We start from the raw sequence: 20,771 nt of genomic DNA, 5'->3' as shown, positions 1-20,771 counted from the left end.
CGCCAGGGATCGAAGGTCGCGACCCCGATCGACTCTACAGGCATGACTGAGATCAATGATGAATCGGCTCGAAGGGGGTCAAACCTCCGCACTATCGACGCTATTGCGCAGATGTGCGCTAAACTCCGGAGCGGCCACCCCCCCGCGCCTTCTACGAATCGGCACGAGGCACCTATGCTATCGGTCCGCGCTGCGGCTCACCGCCTCCGACACCACGATACCCCGTCGCTCCTGCCATCCGAAACCCAACCCTGCTGAGTCATGACATCGGAAGCGAAGACCTATCTAACACGGCTCTATATCGAGAATTACAAAAGCATCGGCGGTCCTTTCGAGCTCAACCTAGCGCCGATCACGCTTTTTTACGGTCCCAACTCAGCCGGGAAAAGTGCCGCAACCGGAGCATTAAGGCTGATCGGGGCACTATGCCGGGCCGGCGACCCGTTCGACTTCGTTTCACAGCTCGAACGTGCGGCAAGAAACCACGATCTGTCCCGCGACATGATGCTCGGAGTATCCGCCAGCTGCACTGCGCTCAAGGCTCCTATCAATGCAAAGAAGCGTGGCGCCTTCACGAATGATTTCGCTGAGCAGTTCCCGCGCCTGATTGGCGCATTCTATCAGTTGCCCGATGCGGCGCCCGACGACGAGCCACCCTCCTATGAGGTGACGGTGATCTTCCGAATCGAGTTCGATGCGGAGAAGGAAACAGCGATCGACTGGCTTCGGCTGGAGCCTGAGGTTTCGGAATGCGAGAGGGGGGAGTTTGGCGCATCTTGGGCGACCGAGATTTCGGTCGACGCGATACCGCTTCTGACCTTGACCACGTACTCGATCTACATCAACGAGTCACACCCGATCATCCGGACGCTCGACGAAGAACTCTCAGAATACGGACACACACTACGCTCGTTGGTCGATTTCTTCTGGGAGGGCAAGACCGCAGCCGGTTACCTGGCCTTCTTCATCGAGCATCAGTTCAAGGATGGCGTGTTCTATATCGATGATGACATTGCGCTGCGGTTTCACGATGGGCGCCTACCTTTCGAGGAGTTTCGCACGCGCTACTTCCAGCTCCGCCATATTTTGGACTTCCTGGTTCAAACCCCGCTGAACCTTGTCGCCGATACGATCGATCAGGCGGCCTGCATTGGCCCTACCCGGATCATCCCGAGCGAGCAGGATGTCACCTTTCTGTCCCGTGACGGGTTTGTGTGCTCAACACTCTCGGGTATCTGCGAGTGGATATGGTGTGACGGCAGTCAGGCGTGGTTCGCAATCGTGCGAGATTTCAATGAGCATGCTCATTATGCTGCCATTGCAGCTGCGTCTGATGATCAAGGCAGTCCGGAGACAGGCGATCTACTGACTGACTACGGTTACGTTGGCATGCAACTGTGGATGAACCCGAAGACTCGCCCCCGCATGCAACAGGAGTGGCGACGCCGAGCGGAGAACTGGGATCTTTGGCGCTTCAAGACGATCGGCCTCAAGGAGATCAACGACTGGCTCTCGCCACCTCAGCGGCTGGGTCTAGGACACCACCTCGCGATCACATACACCGAGTGCAGTTCGGCGACAACAGTCCCCGGCTCTGAAGGTTTGCGCGCGGATTGGGGCGCACTGCCCGAACGGCTACTCCTCCTGCGCTTGATCGATGAGCGTCTCGGTGCGCCAGTCAACCTGGACGAAGTCGGTGTGGGTATACCTCAGGTCGTGCCCGTGCTGGCCGCCGGCGTCTTGGTGCCGCAGAGCATCGTGGAGCAGCCTGAGTTGCATCTGCATCCCAAGCTTCAGACATCGCTGGGGGATTTCTTTGCGGCCTGCAAGAACCGACACGGCCACCGCTTCATCCTTGAGACCCACAGCGAGCATGTCGCGCTGAGGCTGCTGCGCCGAATAAGGGAGACATCCCAGTCGCACATCCGTCACGTCGACTATCACTTGCGCCCTGAGGATGTCGCGTTCTTCTTCTTCGACGCCCAAGAGGAAGCTACTGAGATAGTCCCTCTGCGCGTATCTGCTGATGGGGAGTTCCTCGACCGGTGGCCGCGAGGTTTCTTCTCTGAGCGAGAGGCGGAGCTGTTTCTCGAGGATGATTAAGAAGTTCGCGATTGAGCCTGCCGCACTGCGTCGGTGGGAGGATTTTCGTTACGTCACCGAGAAGCTGGGCTTCTCGCATGGGCGGGTGTTGGCGGCTTTCCCCAAGGCGTGGATCAAGGAGTTTATCGAAAAGCAGCTCGTCGACGCAGGTGAAATGGAGCGCAAGCGCTTCATCGCGAAGCTGCAAGTGATCAAGCAGGAACGCATGGTGAACTCGGGCGTTCCGTATTGCGGTGATGTGCCTTGGAGCGAGAACGCGCTGAAGCACGTGAACGCCTTCGATCGCGTGATCATGGCCGATGGGAGCGAGGAGTGTCACCGCGAGTCAACCGTTCAGAGTATCGATGTGATCGATGAGGCGTTCTTCGAGGTCGCGCGGGAGGTGGAGTGCGAGAGTACGCCACGTGGTCTGGCAAGACCTGCGGAGCCATTGCTCTCACACGCCAGTGAGGCTGCCATTGTGGATCCATACTTCAGGGTCGACATCAACAGTTGCCTGTCGGTACTGGTCGCTTTGGCCAAGTCGGCGGTGGCGGGCAGGCGTTTCGAGCAGTTCTACGTCTACACCAGCACGAAATTTCTACCCCGGGATCGGGGCCGTGCCGCACGCAGCGAGTTCGGGAGAATTGCAGAGATAGCCGGACTCAGCGGTGCGCGCTTCGAGTTCCGATGCGTCGATCCGAACCGTACCGAGAAAGCATTCCACGCTCGGTATCTGCTGACTGGTGAGGGAGGGTTGCGGTATGACAAAGGCTTTCAGGCCTCCCACGGGAAAGAGTTAGTGGATGTCTCACTGCTCGACCGAACACTGCATCTTCGGCTGCGGGATATCTATATCGCGGCGCAGCGGCCGCGCTTTGTCGTCGAGAGCTGGAGTTGGGATTTCTGAGCCAACGAAAGTCAGACTGATCCCGTGCCTGGGTGCCAACGACCATCTTGGCATGGCTCGCGTGGAAGGGTGCGAGCCGTCGAGCACCCAGGACCAATGGCTGAAAGCAAGGTCCGAAGTATACGAGAGTCTCAAGCGGCCGGTGGGCGGCAGCTTGCCGAGGCTTCAGCAGCACTGGTGCACTGGTGCTGCGAGAGCCGTGACAACCTTCGTCGGATCGCCTCGCGCGCGTGGAGTCGCTACACATCCACGCTCTACTGTACCTGAAGGGCTTGGTGTTAGAGTTCGCACTCGGGCATGATCCGCTGACTTGGTAGACAATATTTTGTCACCATTACCGCTTAGTTCGAATACCTCAATAAGCAAAACAGATTAGGATGCTTGCAATGGATCAAGAAGTAAACTCTTCTAACATCGAGCGGTTGGCACATGAGCTAAGAAGTGCGCGTCGTCGCCTGATCGAAACTGGTACGCGTAATCGGCTTATCCATGTCAACCGGGAACAGAAACGTAGCAAGTCATTAAACATCGTTAATAAAAGGGCTGATAGTGTTTACGAAGTACTTTATCAACGCGGCAGGCCTATGCAGTTTAAGGCTACCGCAACAGAGCAGGTCGATAAGGAACAATTCCCTGATGAACTTTACCTTGCTTTATCGGACAATTCGGTAAAAGAGGATCGGTGTTCAGATTCTTTCCTCGAAACACCACTAACTGCTGATGCGTTACAGAAACGCCTACTCAGTTTGTATCGTGATGCTCGGACGGCTGAAGAAGAACAAGGCATTAATATCCTCTATTTAGCTATCGGCTTTATGTCCTGGTTCGAGGATGAGCGATCTCAAGTACAACGTGAAGCGCCTCTGCTTCTTTTGCCTGTCGAGTTGGTTCGCAATAAGAAAACGGGGCACTACCAGTTGCAGGTGCGTGATGAGGAAATGAATGCCAACTTGCCGTTGCAAGAGCGGTTAGCAACGGATTTTGGCATTACACTGCCCATGCTTGAAGAGACAGCTAGCGATCAGGCAGCTGGAGAAGATTCAGAAAATGAGTGGAGACCTAGCGCATACTTTGAAAAGGTATCGAGGGCCATTGCGCAAAAGACACGTTGGTCGATCGATGAAAATGGTTTGCAGCTCGGGTTTTTTTCATTTGCTAAGCTGCTAATGATGCATGACTTAGAGCCGGATCGCTGGTCAAGCGATCATTTGGCTTCCAACCCGATTTTGAAGGGACTGCTGACAGGCGGATTTGAGTCAACACCACCTTTGTTTTCAGACGGCGAGCGACTTGATACTAAACTCGACCCTGCTGATCTGTTGCATGTCATTGATGCTGATGCATCTCAGACCAAGGTCATAGAGGAGGTCGGTGTTGGGCGGAATCTAGTCGTACAAGGACCCCCTGGCACTGGCAAATCTCAGACCATTACCAATCTGATTGCTAAGGCTGTGTATGACGGCAAGACGGTCTTGTTCATGGCTGAGAAAATGGCTGCGTTGAACGTCGTCCACCGACGCATGAAGAAGCTTGGGCTAGCTGATCTTTGCCTGGAGCTGCATTCGCGTCAGGCTAACAAAAAGGGTGTACTCCAGGAGTTGAAGCGGACGCTGAATGGAGTCAATCATGCCTTTGAAAATCCGACCGATGGGTCGGCGCTGCGCGATTGTCGTGATGAGCTCAATGTGATCGCGGAAAGTCTGCACACACCTCTGACCGATCGCAGCTACACACCTTTTCAAGCGATGGCAGAGGTAATCGGATTCCTCGGCCGTGAATTACAACCGCCTGTTTTTCAGAACGACACTCTTAGTGAGTGGAATGATGAAGAGCGTACGCGCCGGCGGATGTTGGTGCAGCAGTATGTTTCTGCCTGCGAGACGATTGGGGATCCATCGACACATGCATTCTACGATGTGAAACGTTTGGATCTACAGCCAGTGGATCAGCAGCGGCTTAAGCAGGATTTGACATCTGCGGTTGGAGCGCTAGAAGCTCTCGTCACAGAGTTGGATGTGGTCGCGAGCGCCTTAGCGGTGTCACCACCGAATGACCTTAGTCGCACGCTGGCGTTCTGTTCTTTTCTCTCCCGTCTGCAGCCGGATTCTGCGGTGCAGACGAGTCTCGTCAACGCCTTATTCGGTCAACTCGATGAGACGCGTCTATTAGAAGGCCTCGAGACAGGGGCTACCTGGCGACGCGAGCGGGATACAGCGGCGGCGGTGTTCAAAGATGCTGCTTGGTATGCAGAGGTACAAGCGCTCCGGGAGCCAATCGCCAAAGGCGTGTCTTCCGGCTTGTCGCGCCTCTTCGGTCGTTATCGCAGTGCAAGCCGAGAGTTTAGGGTGTTGCTCAAAGGTCCGCCTCCCAAGGCGCCAACAGAACGACTCGAACTGCTCGATCAGCTTCTACAAGTGCAAGGTCAGCGTGCTTTGCTCAGTGAGGATGAAGACTGGTTGCGTGGGGTTTTAGGTGATGCTTGGCGTGGCGAGCGCACAGATTTTCAGGCTGCATTGGCGACACTCAACTGGTTGCGATCGCTGGCAGAAACCGGCTGGTTACCGCAGGAACCTCAGACCTTGAACTCTTGGGCTGCGGATTTTCCTCAAGCGGCAGCCCGCGCCGATCAGCTCAAAGAGCTGCTCAAGAAAGCCGAGGACGCGGTTTCCAAGCCCATGAAGGACCTCGACGAGTATAAGCCTGAAGGCTCTACTACGGATGCCAGCAAGTCACCCCTGGGAAATTCCCAGCTATTGGTATTACTGCAACGCCTTCGCCACATGCTTGCTAATCTCAGCAGCTATGTGGACTGGGTGCGCTATAAGCAGAGTCGCAACGAGCTAGAAGAAAGCAATAATGGCTTGAAAACACTACTGCAAGCGCTTGATAACCAGCATGTCGCGTTAGCTTCAGCGGTAGATGAGTTCGACTACGCGGTCGCCGAGGCACGTTGGAATTATGCACGTTCCGCTCAGCCAGAACTTGCGCGGTTAGCCGCATGCGATCGGCATAAGTTGGTCGAGCAATTTCAGACGTTAGATGCTGAAAGGGTAGCAGACGTCCGAGCGCTGATCCGCAACCAGCATCGACAGCAATTGCCTACGGGAGCTACCGGTGAGATGGGGTTCTTACGTGGCGAAATGGCGAAGCGACGTCGGCATCGCTCTATTCGCCAAATTATGATTAACGCCGGCCGCATGGTCCAGCGTATCAAGCCTGTCTTCCTAATGAGTCCGATCTCCATCGCGCAGTTCTTGCCACCAGAACAGATGAGCTTTGATTTGCTCATCATCGATGAAGCAAGCCAGATTAAACCGGAAGACGCTATCGGCGCGATGGCGAGAGCTAGGCAAATTGTGGTTGTAGGTGATAGTAAACAGCTGCCGCCCAGTTCCTTTTTCGACCGCTTAACCGACGAGGATGGTGATGAGGACGAAGAGGAAGATGGAGCTGCACCAATGGCCCAAGCGATTGAGCTTGAGAGTATTCTCACGTTGTGTGAAGCTCGGGGTCTGCGGCGTCTCATGCTCGAGTGGCACTATCGCTCCCGTGATCCTTCCTTGATCACTGTCTCGAATGCTGAGTTCTATGAAAATCGTCTCATACTGCCGCCGACGCCAACTCAGCACGATGACAATGTTGGTCTACAGTTGACTCGCGTTCCAGGCGTCTATAGCAGCAAAAGCCGGGGTGGCGGGCGGCCTGGGACTAACCGCATCGAAGCTGAGGCCATCGTCACGGCACTCTCTAGGCATGCGAGGCATAATGCTGAACTCTCTGTAGGCGTTGTCACCTTTTCCAAGTCACAAAGTGACATGGTCACGGAACTACTGGAGCTTAGGCGCCGTGACGACTCGCTCCTCGATGCCCTGCTACGTGAGGGGCGAAACGAAGATGTCTTCGTAAAAAACATCGAGAATGTGCAGGGGGATGAACGTGACGTCATCATGATCAGCGTCGGTTACGGTCCTCATGAGCCTAATGGACGGCTTTCCAGCATGAACTTTGGTCCGGTTAATACGGACGGTGGTGAACGGAGGCTGAATGTCTTGTTCAGCCGGGCTCGAATCCGCTGCCAGGTGTTTTCATCATTTGCACCGGAAGAGATAGATTTGTCAAGAACGACAAAGGATGGTCCGCGTGTACTCAAACGTTTCCTGAAATTTGCCGAGATAGGTGAGCTTGAACAAGCTTTGCCAACGGGTGCTGATGCCGATAGTCCGTTTGAAGAAGATGTTGCGACTGTTATCCAAATGTTGGGTTATCCATGTGATGCGCAAGTAGGCAGCGCGGGTTTCCGTATTGACTTAGGTGTTCGCAATCCTGATCGTCTCGGGCAATATATATTGGCGGTTGAATGTGATGGAGCAACTTATCACCGCGCGTTGTGGGCACGTGAGCGCGACCGACTCCGGCAGCAAGTCCTGGAAGGTTTGGGCTGGCGTTTTTACCGTATCTGGAGTACGGATTGGTTTTATCGGCGTGACCAAGAAATCGAGCGACTTAAGAAAGCCTTGCGAGATGCCCAACTTGCTGCGGATTCATGGTCTATCGAGGGGGCTAATCAGTCGGCCTTTGGGCAATTTGGGCAAAAGGATATCTTCGAAGGTCTACCGGACAATGGTGAGACTCATCAGCCTGAACTGGCAGCGGTAGACGATTCATCCTTAGCTGAACAGAATCTGACGGTGCCAATACTGCCCCAGGCGGTCCCCTACCAACGAGTGATTCCCCAGATCGGAGCACAGGTTGAGCCCCATGAAATAGCGACCGAAATCTTGGCCGAGCATGTTGTAAAGGTAGTTGAGGGCGAGGGGCCAATCCATGTCTCAGAGGTTGCCCGCCGTATTGCTGTTGGTTGCGGCAAGACACGCACGGGTACTCGGATTCAAGATGCGACTCAGGCGGCACTTATCCATGCACAAAAGCAGGATCGCATCTACGAGAACGATGAATTTTGGTTCACTTCGTCGCAGCGTGATGATCCGCCTGTCCGTGATCGATCCCAAGAAAGCTCGCCAACAAATAAGGCAATCTACCTCTCGAGCATTGAGATCCAAGCAGCTGCAGCGGTTGTCCAACGCGAGAATGGTCGAGTTGACCCAGAAGAGGGCATTCAGGCGGTAGCCCGTTTGCTGGGATTCCAGCGTACTGGTCCTGATTTGCGAGAGAAGATTCAGGAGGCATTACGGGAGTGACCAAATTGCTCAGCTTTCCGTCTTGTATGCTGCTGCTCAATCATCCGGCCAGTAGTCTTCATCGAGGATATCGGCGATGCTATAGGCACAGCTCTCTGGGAACGGCGACTTGAGAAAGCCTGTTTCCTCCATCGCTGCTCGGGTCGCGTTGCGGTAACTGCGCGGCAACAGGTCTGGCAGGCGCTGTCGCAGGCTGGGGCTGTCTTCCAACAACAGGGCGAGCTGGCGCCGCTGCTCATTGATGGTCAGGCGCCAGCGGGTGCTGCGCCGCTCAGGTTGAAACGCCCATTTGAGCAGGTGCGCAAGCAAGACGGCGAGACGATTGATCAGCTCGCGTCGTTCGCGTGCACTCATGCTCTGTAGCTCCTCAATCAAGTTTGGAATGTCGAGCTGCGTTAGCTGGCTGGAACGCAGCAGGTCCGATTGCTCTTCGATCCACTGATGGAAGTCGGTTTCATAGGTGTTCATCAAAGATACCCTTGGATGATCAATGACTGCCGCTGTGTCAGGCTGAGGATTCGCTGATGCTACCATCGATATCCACTCGGACAAGCGGATGTGCTCTGTGGATGCGGGGTGCTGACACGAAGACTCAACAATGGCGGTTTGGCTGCCACTGTGGTGCCATAGCCCTCTGATGATGATGGAGAAGACTCAATGCGCTTTCCTTCCGACCAACCGCCGTGCGGCGATTGTTTCGATGTTGACCACGAAGGCTTCGAGCAGGCGGTGATCGAGGCCTCGCGCACGCGGCCGATCCTGGTCGATTTTTGGGCCGATTGGTGCGCGCCTTGCCATCAGCTGGCGCCGCATCTCTATCGGGTGATCGATGAGCTGCAAAGCTCGGTTGGGCTGGCCAAGGTCGAGGTTGATGAGGGCGAGAATATGAAGCTGGCTGGTCACTATCGGCTGCGCGGCTTTCCGACCGTGATGCTGTTCCAGCATGGGGAGGAGCGTGGGCGCTTCAGCGGCTCGCGTTCGAGCGTGCAGATTCGTGCCTGGCTCGACGAGCATCTCGATCAACAGCCAGAGGCCAGCGTCCAATGAGCGGAGAGCAGACGACCGAAGCACCGGTGAACGGAGCAGCGACGAATGGAGCAGCGATGAACGGAGAACGGGTGAACGGAGAACGGGTGAGCGCAGGCCCGATGAGCAGCGACAAGACGGCGGGCCGACTGCGTGCCGAGGCCCCCCTGCTATTGATTCTGGCGACCACCGCGGCCTTTCTGCTCTACGGCAAGGGTTGGCTGGCGGATCTGAGCAATCCGCTCTGGCTTGCGCTGATGTTCGCTTGGCTGTTCGGTACCATCCTCTGGGCCGCGCTCAAGGTGGTGCATCACGCGGACATGCTCGCGGAGCGGCTCGGCGAGCCCTATGGCACCCTGATCCTCACCCTCTCGGTGATCTCGATCGAGGTATTGATGATCGCCTCGCTGATGTTCGTCGGCGACAACAATCCGACCCTGGCCCGTGACACCATGTTCGCGGTGGTGATGATCGTGCTCAACGGCATGGTCGGCCTGAGCCTGCTGCTCGGGGCGCTGCGCCATGGTGAGCAGAGCTACAACCTGCAGGGTGCGAATGCCTATCTCTCGGTGATCATCCCGCTGGCCTTGCTGAGCCTGGTGCTGCCGGATTTCACCCAATCGACGCCGGTGCGAACCCTGAGCGGCTTTCAGGCGACCTTTTTGATCCTTGCCAGTGTCGCCCTCTACGGCAGCTTTCTGCTGATCCAGACGGTGCGTCACCGTGGCTACTTCCGCGCCGATGCGGTGGCGCCGGCTGTCGCATCCAATGCCGATGCTGATGCTGATGCTGATGCTGCGGCGCAGGTCGATGCCGCGACGCGGGTCGATGCCGCGGCGGTTGACCGGCAAGTGCATCAGGGTGCTGATGCCCAGGCTCATGCGCCGGGTCCGGTGCCGTTGCACGCGCTGCTCTTGCTCGCCTACCTGGTGCCGGTGGTGTTGTTGGCGAAGAAGATCGCGCTCCCGATCGACTATGGGATCGAGTCGCTCTCACTGCCGGCGGCCTTGGGTGGTTTTGTGGTCGCCGTGCTGGTGCTGACGCCCGAGGCCGTTGGCGCTGTGCGCTCGGCACTCGCCAATCGGCTACAGCGGGCGGTGAACATCTTCCTTGGCTCGGTGTTGGCGACCATTGGGCTGACCGTGCCCGCGGTGTTGGCGATCAGCTTGGCGACCGGCAAGCCAGTCGAGCTTGGCCTCGACCCGACCGATATCCTGATGCTGGTGACCACGCTGCTGGTCGCGGTGCTGACCTTCAGCGCGCCGCGCACCAATGTGCTGCAAGGCGTGGTGCATCTGATCCTGTTCGGCGCCTATGTGATGCTGATCTTTGCGCCTTGAGGACGCGCGCTTTGCTAGCGCTTCGGTTAAGGGCCGAGAGCACTGCTTTCAGCGAAGCGCTGACGGTATCGCGATCGATGGCGACGCCGGCGACTGGTTGGCCGTCAATGGCGAGCTGCACATAGGCGGCGGCCTCGGCATCGGTGCCAGCGCCGATCGCATGCTCGCGGTAGTCGCGCACGTCGATGGTCTGGCCAAAGGCCTGGCTCCAGGCATTGGCGAAGGCGGCGATCACGCCCTCACCTTCGCCTTGGATGCGCTGCTCTCGTGCATCTCGCGCCGTCACGATATCTCGCACAGATTGAACATCCCGCTCCCTACACGTGCCTTGCCTGTCTTGCCCTGCTTGACCAGTCACAGCTGCAACCTCTTCCCCAACGCTGACAATGGTCGCCTCGATCCGATCATGGCCATTGCGGCTGATGCGGTAGCCGCCGAGCCGGTGCGGCGCCTGGTCGCGGATGAACTGGGCCGCGAACAGCGCCCGGATGCTGGCCGAGTCGATGATGCCGCCTTGCTCCTCGCTCGCGCGCTGCACCACCGGCGCCAACTCCACCTGCGCCCAACGTGGCAGTTGCAGTCCATAATCGCGCTCGAGCACGAAGGCCATGCCGCCCTTGCCGGACTGGCTGTTGACGCGGATCACCGCCTCGTAGCTGCGACCGACGTCCTGCGGATCGATCGGCAGATAGGCGACCTGCCACGGCAGGTCGCGGTTGTGCTCGGCACGCTGATGTTTCAGCGACTTGTTGATCGCGTCCTGATGGCTGCCGGAGAAGGCGGTATAGACCAACTCGCCGACCCAAGGATGGCGCGGATGGCAGGCGATGCCGGTGCAGGCCTCAACGGTCTCGATGATGTGGTCTGGGTCGCTGAGATCCAGCTGCGGGTCGATGCCCTGGCTATAGAGGTTCATTGCCAAGGTCACCAGATCGCAGTTGCCGGTGCGCTCGCCATTGCCGAGTAGGGTGCCCTCGATGCGATCGGCGCCCGCCAGCAGGCCGAGTTCAGCCGCGGCCGCTGCGCCGCCGCGATCATTGTGGGTGTGTAAGGAGACGACCACACTGTCGCGCCGCTCGATGTGGCGGCAGAACCATTCGACCTGATCGGCAAAGACGTTCGGGCTGGCGGATTCCACCGTGGCCGGCAGATTGAGGATGCAGGGATGCTCGGGCGTCGGCTGCCAGACCTCCAACACGGCGTTGCAGACCTCGACCGCATACTCAGGCTCGGTCTGCGAGAAGCTCTCGGGCGAATACTGAAAGGTCCAGTCGGTGCCCGGATACTTGGCCGCTTCATCGCGCACCCACTGGGCGCCCTGCACCGCAATGGCCTTGATCCGCGCGCGATCGGCGCCGAACACCCAGTCGCGCTGCACCGGCGAGGTCGAGTTGTAGACGTGGACGATGGCCCGATGCACCCCATCCAGTGCCGCGAAGGTGCGCTCGATTAGATCCTGGCGCGCCTGCACCAAGACCTGGATGGTCACATCCTCGGGGATCTGCCGCGCCTCGATCAGCCAGCGCACAAAGTCATAATCCGGCTGGCTGGCCGAGGGGAAGCCGACCTCGATCTCTTTCAGGCCGATGTCGACCAGTAAGGCCCAGAGCTGCTGCTTCTGCGTCACGCTCATCGGTGCGCGTAGGGCCTGATTGCCGTCGCGCAGGTCGACGCTGGCCCAGCGCGGAGCCTGTTGGATGTGGCGGTCGGGCCAGGTGCGGTCGCGGATTGGTACCGGCTGGCTTGGGCGGTATTTGGCGTGGTGGGCGGGCATGATGCGAACTCCTTGTGGCAGTGGGCGAGTGGCTTGGCTGTGAGCAAACGGCTTGGCAGTGGGCGCGTGGCAAGCTGCTCGGCCTATGATCGGATCGATCGGCGGCGCGTTCGGACCTGTCAGTGGTGTCTTCGGTTGAGCGCTGCCGCCGGTGATCCTGATCGGGGTCTGGCCTTGTGGGCCTTCCCCTGGCTGCCGGCTTGTGGCCGATGGTTGATAGGATGCGCTAACCTAATGGATAGACGATTGCTATCTTGCTGCTTATATCTCAAATTAAGGCAATAATCTGTCGTTCTTGCTCGCTTGTGCGCAATCGGCGCGCAATCGGCGCACAATCGGTGCGCAATCGGTGCGCAATCGGTGCGCAATCAAGGGGCAAGCGCCGTTGAGCGAAATTCAAACGACCTGTGAAGGCGGCCTCGTCTAGACTCCCAACAGGGTTTTCAACCTGCAACTTGCAAGCAATGCGGAACATGAGCACGTCTTTGCCAACGCTCGCCCCCCTAGCCGGCCTGGATCCAGATCTCCAGCGTTCGCTGCTGGCCCAGGTGCGGGATCTCTGGACGCATGGCTCCACGGCGCTGGAAGGCAACACCCTGACCCTTGGCGAGACCAAATTCGTCATCGAGGAGGGACTCACGGTCTCCGGCAAGCCGCTGAAAGATCACGAAGAGGTGGTTGGCCACGCCCGCGCGATCGAGCTGCTGTACGGACTGCTCGACGATTGGCCGGCGCGGCCAGTGACTGCGGCGCAACTCTTCGAGCTGCACCGTGCGGTGCAAACGCGCGTCGTCATTGATATGTACAAGCCCATCGTTGGCTGGAAGATTGAGCCGAACGGGACTTATGCGATGACCGAGGAGGGGCGGCAGACGTTTATCGACTATGCGGCGCCGAGCAATGTGCCGGAGTTGATGGACACTTGGCTCGCAGAGCTGAATCGCCTGGGTGTGGAGCCGCTAGACGAGGCGGCAGCACTCTCCGCTTACGCGAGGCTGCATCTGGGTTTCGTGCACATCCATCCGTTCTGGGACGGCAATGGGCGCATGGCGCGTTTGCTGGCCAACTTGCCTGTGTTGCGGGCCGGACATCTGCCGGTGGTGATCGATGTGCGCGAGCGCAAGCGCTATATCGACACCCTGGCCAGTTACCAACTCGCCGTTGGGCCGCTAACCCCGGGCATGGGGGTCTGGCCAAGGCCCGAGCTTGAGACGGCCTTCATCGCGCTCTGCCGGGAGGCCTATGCGGCCACGCAGGCGCTGATCGACGGCGCCCGCGAGCAACAGGCCGCACGCAGAGCGCGGGCGGACTCTGGCGCAGGGCGACCATGACCGCCAAACCTGTGCTCGAGACCTGTGCTCGAGCACCCTGAGCACCCGCGATGACCGGATGATACGTCCACCACCATGACACTCGACCGCTACGACCGCCACATCCTCGAGATCCTGCAAGCCGAGGGGCGCATCAGTAATCAGGAGTTGGCCGATCGCATCGGCCTCTCGCCTTCGCCCTGTCTGCGTCGGGTGCGGGCGCTGGAGGAGGCCGGCATCATCGGCGGCTATCGGGCCATGCTCGATGCCAAGCGGCTTGGGCTGGACCTCATCGCCTTCATCAGCATCGCGATGGATAAGCACACCCCGGAGCGCTTCGCCAATTTCGATGCCATCGTCGCGACGCTGCCGGAGGTGCTGGAGTGTTCGCTGATCACCGGGCGCGATGCCGACTATCAGCTCAAGGTGATTGTGCACGACATGGCGGCCTATCAGGAGCTACTGCTGCAGAAGATCACGCGCATCGAGGGCGTCTCCGGGGTGCACTCCAGCTTTGTCTTGCGCCAGGTGTTCGAGCGCACCGCGCTGCCACTCGCCGAGGGCCAGCCCGTCAAAGCGCCCGCGAGAGACGCTTGACGTCGGTGCCAGGGTGGTGTTCGGGCCGATTCAGCGCCTCAGCGCGCGTTCAACCATTCGCCGATCGCCGGCGTGACCTCCTTTTGCGCCTTGCCGCTGACATAGATGCCGATATGGCCACCGGGGAAGGCCAGCTCGGTGTAGTCCTGGCTGCCGGTGAGGCCATTGAGCGCCTTGGAGGCATCCGGTGGCACCAGATGATCCTGCAGCGCGTAGATGTTGAGTACTGGGCAGCGGATCTGCTTCAGATCCACCGGGCGCTCGCCAACCCGGGCGGTGCCCTTGATGAAGGCGTTGCCTTGGTAGAAGTCCTTGATGAACTGGCGGAAGGTCTCGCCGGCCTGGTCCGGGCTGTCGAAAATCCATTGCTCCATGCGCAGGAAGTTCTTCGCCTTCTCCGGCTTGTCGAGCATGTCGACCATGTTGATGTACTTCTGCCCGGTGAGGCTGAACGGCTTCAGCGACAGAAAGGTCCAGTTCAACAGCTCGCCGGGGATGTTGCCCATGGTGTCGACGGCGAGGTCGACATCGACGTGCTGCACCCAGTTCGACAGCATGTTGTCCGGGGTCTTGAAGTCGACCGGGGTGACCATGGTCACCAAGTTCCGCACCTTGTCGGGATGCAGCGCCGTGTACATCAGGCTGAAGCTGCCGCCCTGGCAGATGCCGAGGATGTTGATCTTGTCGACGCCATGGGTGTGGCGGATGTGATCGACGCAGCGGTCGATATAGCCATTGATGTAGTCATCCAGGGTCAGCGAGCGATCGGCCTGATCCGGATAGCCCCAATCGATCAGATAGACGTCTTGGCCAGTGGCGAGCAGGCCCTTGATGGTCGAGCGGTCTTCCTGGATGTCGGTCATGTAGGGCCGGTTGACTAGGGCGTAGACGACCAGCAGCGGCGTCTCCTGCTGGGCAACCTCGGCTGGGCGCTGATAGCGGTAGAGCACCAGCTTATCTTCGCGGTAGACGGCATCCTTGGGGCTAACGCCACTGTCGATGTCGCCGGCGTCGAGCAGGTTCTGCATGCCCTGACCGAGCTTGCGGCTGTAGTCGAGCATCTCCTCGCCGAGCTTGTCTGGGCGGATATCGATGGGAAACATGCGGCGGCGCTCCTCTGTAGTTCGTTGGCTCGGACCCGTCTTGGCGGTGTCCTGTGTGTGCTTGGGGGTTGAGTCGGTGGTGTTGAGCCGGCCCGGTCGATGCGGGGCCAGGCGCTGCAGCGCATTCCGGGCTGAGTGGTCGGCTGAATCCGTGGCTGCATCGCTCGCTGCATCACTGGCTGAACAACCCGCTGTTGCGTCTTGATCTGTGCCTGGCAGTCGACCAGCGGGCCGAGGATGCGGCATCAGCTGGCATCGGATTGGCTGCTCGGCTTCGCCGCGGTCTTCTTGCGGGCGCTGGTCTTTTTGGCCGCGCCGGTGCTCGTGCTACTGGTGGTCGATCCACCTGGGCTAGGGCTGGCCTTGGCTTGACTGTCGGCAGGTGCGCTCGCAACTCCGGCCGGTGCGCCCGCTGGCAGGGTCGCGAGCCGGCGCTGGATTTGGTCCAGCTCTTGGCGTAGCTTTTTGTTCTCGCGTCGCGTCTCCTGCAAGCGGTCCTGCAGGGTGCGCAGCTCGCCGCGGGTAGGCATGTTCATCGCGCCGAGCGATTCGTCGACCATGATCGAGAGTCGCTGCTTGAGCGCCATCTGAGCGTTGATCAGCTGGCCGTGCACGCGCGAGTATTCAGGCGTGATGACCTCATCGGCATAGACCGCCTCGCAGCAGCCGACCCAGGTGTCGTAGAGGCCGCGGGCGGAATCGATGGTCTCCCCAGCCTCGGATTTCTGCTTTAGCAGATCGCGCATCCGGTGCAGCGCCTTGACGCCGAGCTGATTGAAGAAACCACTGTAAGCTTGGAAGGCGCGTTGGTAGTCGATGCCGGCGCGCATCAGGTCTTGATACTGGGCCTGCTCCTCGCGGCTGTAGCCGAGACCCGGTGCCGAGAGCATCTGCTCCAGGCCTTCTTGCATTGGGCTGCGCATCATCCCGTGTGGCATGTTGCGCAGCAGATCGCCGGGCATCATCGGCGACAGTGACGACATCATCCGCTGCCAGTTGTCGAGTGGCATCTCCCAGAAGCCGAGCATCCGGCGCAGGCTCTCGTCTTGGTCAGCGCCGATGCCGCTGAAGCCCTTTTGCATCTGCTCGATGGTCTGATTCAGCCAATCCCAGGCGCGGCTGCTATCCGCACCCTGGCCAAGACCGGCGTCACTAAGGCCCTTGGTGAATTGTTCGGCGAGGCTGAAGTAGGCCTGGCCCTGATCCATCAGGCGCTGCATGAAGTCGCGCGCCGGGTCAGGTGCCGCGGGCGCGAGGGCCTTGCGCCACTGCTCCATCGCCGCTAGCCAGGGCGCCGCGGCGCTGTTGCTAGCCGTGTTGCTCTCGACGCCCATCGCCTGGCGCCCCATCTTGGCCAGCCCGTCCCAATAGTCGCGCTGCAGCTTGAGCCAGCTGTCGTCGAAGAATGTGTTTTGTGTCATGGTGCTTACCCCTGCCAGGGCCTCCTCTGATCAAGTGTTGGCGAAGCTAGCATGGAAATTTGTGCACTGCAACAAAAGGCCGTAGACTTCCACCGTTGATCGGTGCACCGCCCGCTTAGACGAGCGGGATGGGCACATGCATGACAAATAAGCTCATTCGACCCCTGTCGAACCCCCTATCCGTGAGGAGGAACTCTGATGCCAGAACATGTTGTGATCGTCGCCGCTGTGCGCACCCCAGTCGGAAGCTTCGGCGGTAGCCTATCGTCACTGCCGGCAACCGCGCTCGGTGCCACTGTGGTGAAAGCGCTATTGGAAAAGACTGGGCTCGACCCAGAGCAGGTCGATGAAGTCATCCTCGGGCAGGTGTTGGCGGCGGGTGTCGGTCAGAACCCAGCGCGCCAGACCACGCTTAACGCGGGCTTGCCGCACAAGGTGCCGGCGATGACGATCAACAAGGTCTGCGGCAGCGGTTTGAAAGCGGTACATCTGGCCATGCAGGCGGTCGCCCTCGGTGATGCCGAGGTGGTCATCGCCGGTGGTCAGGAAAGCATGAGCCAGTCCGCGCACGTCGTGCCCGGCTCGCGCCAGGGCAAGCGCATGGGCGACTGGAAGATGATCGATACCATGCTCAGCGACGGTCTGATGGATGCCTTCAATCAGTGCCACATGGGCGTTACCGCCGAGAACATTGCCAAGCAATATGCGTTCTCGCGCGATCTGCAGGATCAGTTCGCGGCGGATTCGCAACAGAAGACCGAGGCGGCGCAGGCGGCCAATCGTTTTGCTGACGAGATCGTGCCGGTCACGGTGCCGCAGCGTAAGGGTGATCCGGTGGTGTTCGACCGCGATGAGTTCCCGCGCGCGGGTACGACCGTGGAAACCCTGAGCAAGCTGCGTCCGGCCTTCGATAAGGAGGGCACCGTCACCGCGGGCAATGCCTCCGGCGTCAACGATGGTGCGGCGGCGGTGCTGGTGATGAGCGAGTCGAAGGCCAAGGCGCTGGGCCTGACACCGCTGGCGCGCGTCGTCGCCTTCGCTAGCGCCGGTGTTGATCCCGCGATCATGGGTACTGGCCCGATTCCCGCCTCGACCAAGTGCTTGGAAAAGGCCGGCTGGACGGTCGCCGATCTGGATCTGATCGAGGCCAACGAGGCGTTCGCCGCCCAGGCGATGTCGGTCAACCAAGAGATGGGCTGGGATCAAGACAAGGTCAACGTCAACGGCGGCGCCATCTCGATTGGCCATCCGATCGGCGCCTCTGGCGCGCGGGTGCTGGTGACCTTGCTGCATGAGATGCAGCGGCGTGATGCGAAGAAGGGTCTGGCGACGCTTTGTATCGGTGGTGGGCAAGGCGTGGCCTTGGCCGTGGCGCGCGACTGAGTTCGGCGCTTGTTCGATCCGTCCCAGTGCATCGGCGCCTGAAACGGATGCATGGGCTCGGGCCTGTTTAGTGGCGGATCGAACTCATTCGGCGCGTTGATTTGACCGTCGCTCCGCCGCGTCGATCCGAGAAACATCGTTGATCCCACACAGTTCGTGCGGCTTCGCGCTGGACTAAACTGAAGGATTACTGGGCTTAGACGTCCCACGAACCCCGCAGGGCTATGCGATGACCGCCGAGCGCATCATCAAAAAATACCCAAACCGGAGGCTCTACGACACCGAGCTGAGCCGCTACATCACACTGGCGGATGTTCGCGCGCTGGTGATGCAGGGCACCCCGTTTCGGGTCTTGGATACTGCCAATGATACGGATCTCACGCGCTCGATCCTATTGCAGATCATGCTCGAGGAAGAGACCGGCGGCGAGCCCTTGTTCAGCGCCAACATGCTGGCCCAGATCATCCGCTTCTATGGCGGCACCATGCAGGGGATGTTCGCACATTATCTCGAGCAATCGCTCGATGCCTTCGCCCGTCAGCAACAACATCTGGCCGATGATCTTGGCACCAAGCCCTTAGAGCTGCTTGGCCGCATGACCGAGCGCAACCTCGAACTTTGGGCCAATGCGCAGAAAGAGTTTCTCCGCGCCGCCGGCTTTGAGCCTCATGATCCTGAGACTGAGCACAAAGGCGAGTAGGCCAACTTATACCCCCCCCTCGCACACAAGCCAAGACGCTCACTTCGACGCCGTTATCGCTAGTCCTGCCGCCTTACCGAGCTGTCGAGGCTAGCGCTCAGGCCATCAAGGCGCTGATCCAGCGCCATGAAACTCATCTTATCCATCTTGTCATTTTCGGCCGATGTCAGCGGCTTTAGCTGATCGGCTCGGATGCGCAATGCCAGATTGGTTTCTGGTTTTACTATTATTAGTTGAATATTCTACTAGTCATCATAGTAAGCCCTGTTGATAGCTTGATAATTGCGCTTAAAAAACTTAATTTTCAATGCTTTAAGAAAATGATAAGGCCGTGATACAGGTGCTTGTCAGTGGTTGATGACCTGTGGACAAAAAAGCCTCTTGAATCGATCGACAACTTATTCACAGCCCAACCCGGGCGTTTCTCAACAGGATGTGATCCGGTATCAGCACCGGTTCGACGGGCTGTCGACTCCTACTGAATGCTGCGCTGCAGCATTTTTCTGCTCAGACGTCTTGACAGCGGTCCGGACGACGACTATTGTGCACTGCAACAAATGCTGCACTGCACAAATCGGAGCACCACCATGAACCTCAACGAAAACATGAAGACCCTGAACGAGCTGACCAACAACAGTGTCGAGCGCATGACCGCCTTGGGCGAGCTGAACATGAAGCTGGCCGAGCGCATGGCGACTCGCCAGATGGACATGTTCGGCCGTTGGATGGAGCAGGGCACCAAGCTGATGCGCATTGCCACCGAGGCCCGCGGCTACAGCGATCTGTACAAGGCCCAAGTCGACATGACCAAGGAGGCCAGCGAGCAGATGATGGCCGAGACCAAGACCAACCTGGAGTTCGCGACCGAAGCCCGTGATGAGTATCGGGGCTGGTATGAGACCACCGTTGCCGAGATGCGTGAGGGTGGCAGCCTGTTCGAGGCCGCAGCTAAGGCCTGAACAGCGATCGGCGAGATTGGACCTCTGCTGATGAGCGAGCCCGCGGGCTCGCGACTCACCGCTGAGGTCCGGTCGTGGCGCGCAGCAGACGGGGAATTGATTGATATGACTGACTCAAACACAGTGGCTGCCCAGCAGCCCGCTGGCCGCGTGGCGTTGGTCACCGGCGGCATCGGCGGCATTGGTACAGCGATCTGCCGGCGCCTGGCACAGGATGGCTGGCGCGTGGTTGCCAACCATCACCCGTCGGAGCAAGAGGCCGCCGTCGCCTGGCGTCATGATCTGGCTGGCGAAGGTCTGACGGTCGACACCATCGCCGGCGATGTCTCTGACTTCGAGGATTGCGGGCGGATGATTGCCGCGATCAAGGCCGACCAAGGGACCGTCGCAGCGCTGATCAACTGCGCCGGCATCACCCGCGACAAGACCTTCAAGAAGATGGACGAGGCGCAGTGGCGCGCCGTGATCGACGTCAATCTGAACAGCGTCTTCAACGTCACCCGTCAGGTCTGGGAAGACATGCTCGAGGCCGGTTTTGGGCGCGTGGTCAACATCTCGTCGGTGAACGGCCAGCGTGGGCAATTCGGCCAGGCCAACTATGCCGCCGCTAAGGCTGGCATGCACGGCATCACCATGACGCTGGCGCAAGAAGGTGCCTCGAAGGGCGTCACCGTGAATACGATCTCGCCGGGCTATGTCGAGACAGCGATGACCCTAGCCATGCGTGACGATGTGCGCGAGGCCATCGTTGCCAGTGTGCCGATGCGCCGCATGGGCCGGCCAGAGGAGATTGCAAGCGCGGTTGCCTTTCTCCTAGACGAAGCCAATGGCTATGTCACCGGCGCCAACCTGCCCGTGAACGGCGGCTTATTCATGCACTAATTGGTCATCGATTCAGCCTGGCTGGCTCGCCGCTTGACGAGCCACCAGCCTCAGTGTCCTCCTCGTCTCTCTCCTAAGAGACAGTT

General features: G+C 59.2%; 15 protein-coding genes. 11 read left to right on the top strand and 4 right to left on the bottom strand.

All coding sequences use genetic code 11. From position 1 onward, the window contains the following. The first annotated feature begins 261 nt into the window (after positions 1-261). From CCR96_RS20695 to CCR96_RS20685, 3 genes are all read left to right on the top strand, one after another. Positions 262-2,103: an AAA family ATPase gene (locus CCR96_RS20695; RefSeq protein WP_201223080.1), complete on the top strand. Its 1,842-nt coding sequence runs from the start codon at positions 262-264 to the stop codon at positions 2,101-2,103. Continuing rightward, positions 2,096-2,992 (top strand): hypothetical protein, encoded by an 897-nt coding sequence (locus CCR96_RS20690; RefSeq protein ID WP_201223078.1) that lies wholly within the window; start codon positions 2,096-2,098, stop codon positions 2,990-2,992. Before CCR96_RS20695 ends, CCR96_RS20690 begins: the two co-directional genes overlap by 8 nt. Before the next feature lie 386 nt (positions 2,993-3,378). After that, a complete protein-coding gene (locus tag CCR96_RS20685; protein WP_201223076.1) occupies positions 3,379-8,190 on the top strand; it encodes a DUF3320 domain-containing protein in 4,812 nt (1,603 codons plus the stop codon). A 36-nt stretch (positions 8,191-8,226) separates the two neighbouring features. Here the strand turns inward: CCR96_RS20685 and CCR96_RS20680 are convergent, their stop codons facing one another. Next, positions 8,227-8,658: a DUF29 domain-containing protein gene (locus tag CCR96_RS20680; protein ID WP_201223074.1), complete on the bottom strand. Its 432-nt coding sequence runs from the start codon at positions 8,656-8,658 to the stop codon at positions 8,227-8,229. Positions 8,659-8,847: 189 nt separating this feature from the next. Between CCR96_RS20680 and CCR96_RS20675 the strand changes: the two genes are divergently transcribed. Continuing rightward, a complete protein-coding gene (locus CCR96_RS20675) occupies positions 8,848-9,237 on the top strand; it encodes a thioredoxin family protein (protein ID WP_201223067.1) in 390 nt (129 codons plus the stop codon). A 101-nt stretch (positions 9,238-9,338) separates the two neighbouring features. Continuing rightward, on the top strand, positions 9,339-10,556 hold the full coding sequence (locus CCR96_RS24845; RefSeq protein ID WP_242519257.1) for a calcium:cation antiporter: 1,218 nt from the start codon (positions 9,339-9,341) through the stop codon (positions 10,554-10,556). Here the strand turns inward: CCR96_RS24845 and leuA are convergent. Further along, entirely contained in the window at positions 10,471-12,330 is a 1,860-nt protein-coding gene (leuA, locus tag CCR96_RS20665; protein WP_201223065.1) for a 2-isopropylmalate synthase, read from the bottom strand. The genes CCR96_RS24845 and leuA overlap by 86 nt on opposite strands. 485 nt (positions 12,331-12,815) lie before the next feature. On the opposite strand from leuA, the gene CCR96_RS20660 reads away from it, so the two are divergent. Beyond that, on the top strand, positions 12,816-13,661 hold the full coding sequence (locus CCR96_RS20660; protein ID WP_242519256.1) for a Fic family protein: 846 nt from the start codon (positions 12,816-12,818) through the stop codon (positions 13,659-13,661). Positions 13,662-13,736: 75 nt separating this feature from the next. Beyond that, positions 13,737-14,237 carry an Lrp/AsnC family transcriptional regulator gene (locus CCR96_RS20655; RefSeq protein WP_201223061.1) on the top strand — a complete coding sequence of 167 codons (501 nt, stop codon included), beginning with the start codon at positions 13,737-13,739 and terminating at the stop codon, positions 14,235-14,237. 38 nt (positions 14,238-14,275) lie between these two features. Here the strand turns inward: CCR96_RS20655 and CCR96_RS20650 are convergent, their stop codons facing one another. After that, positions 14,276-15,340: a class III poly(R)-hydroxyalkanoic acid synthase subunit PhaC gene (locus tag CCR96_RS20650; RefSeq protein ID WP_201223060.1), complete on the bottom strand. Its 1,065-nt coding sequence runs from the start codon at positions 15,338-15,340 to the stop codon at positions 14,276-14,278. A 245-nt stretch (positions 15,341-15,585) separates the two neighbouring features. Beyond that, complete coding sequence (gene phaE, locus CCR96_RS20645; protein ID WP_201223058.1) at positions 15,586-16,761, bottom strand: class III poly(R)-hydroxyalkanoic acid synthase subunit PhaE; 1,176 nt, start codon at positions 16,759-16,761, stop codon at positions 15,586-15,588. Between the two features lie 198 nt (positions 16,762-16,959). On the opposite strand from phaE, the gene CCR96_RS20640 reads away from it, so the two are divergent. From CCR96_RS20640 to phbB, 4 genes are all read left to right on the top strand, one after another. Then, on the top strand, positions 16,960-18,144 hold the full coding sequence (locus tag CCR96_RS20640; protein WP_201223056.1) for an acetyl-CoA C-acetyltransferase: 1,185 nt from the start codon (positions 16,960-16,962) through the stop codon (positions 18,142-18,144). A gap of 229 nt (positions 18,145-18,373) precedes the next feature. Then, positions 18,374-18,844, top strand: a complete 471-nt coding sequence (gene phaR / locus CCR96_RS20635) for a polyhydroxyalkanoate synthesis repressor PhaR (RefSeq protein WP_201223054.1) — start codon at positions 18,374-18,376, stop codon at positions 18,842-18,844. A gap of 587 nt (positions 18,845-19,431) precedes the next feature. After that, the gene (locus tag CCR96_RS20630; protein ID WP_201223046.1) at positions 19,432-19,803 is read left to right on the top strand and encodes a phasin family protein; all 372 of its coding nucleotides are present in this window, start codon (positions 19,432-19,434) and stop codon (positions 19,801-19,803) included. A 105-nt stretch (positions 19,804-19,908) separates the two neighbouring features. Further along, the gene (phbB, locus tag CCR96_RS20625; RefSeq protein ID WP_201223044.1) at positions 19,909-20,685 is read left to right on the top strand and encodes an acetoacetyl-CoA reductase; all 777 of its coding nucleotides are present in this window, start codon (positions 19,909-19,911) and stop codon (positions 20,683-20,685) included. Positions 20,686-20,771 lie beyond the last annotated feature (86 nt).

The sequence above is a fragment of the Halochromatium roseum genome (genome assembly GCF_016653315.1).
GTDB lineage: Bacteria > Pseudomonadota > Gammaproteobacteria > Chromatiales > Chromatiaceae > Lamprobacter > Lamprobacter roseus.
Note: the sequence above shows the minus strand (reverse complement) of the source record. Positions and strands in the feature narration are given on the sequence as shown.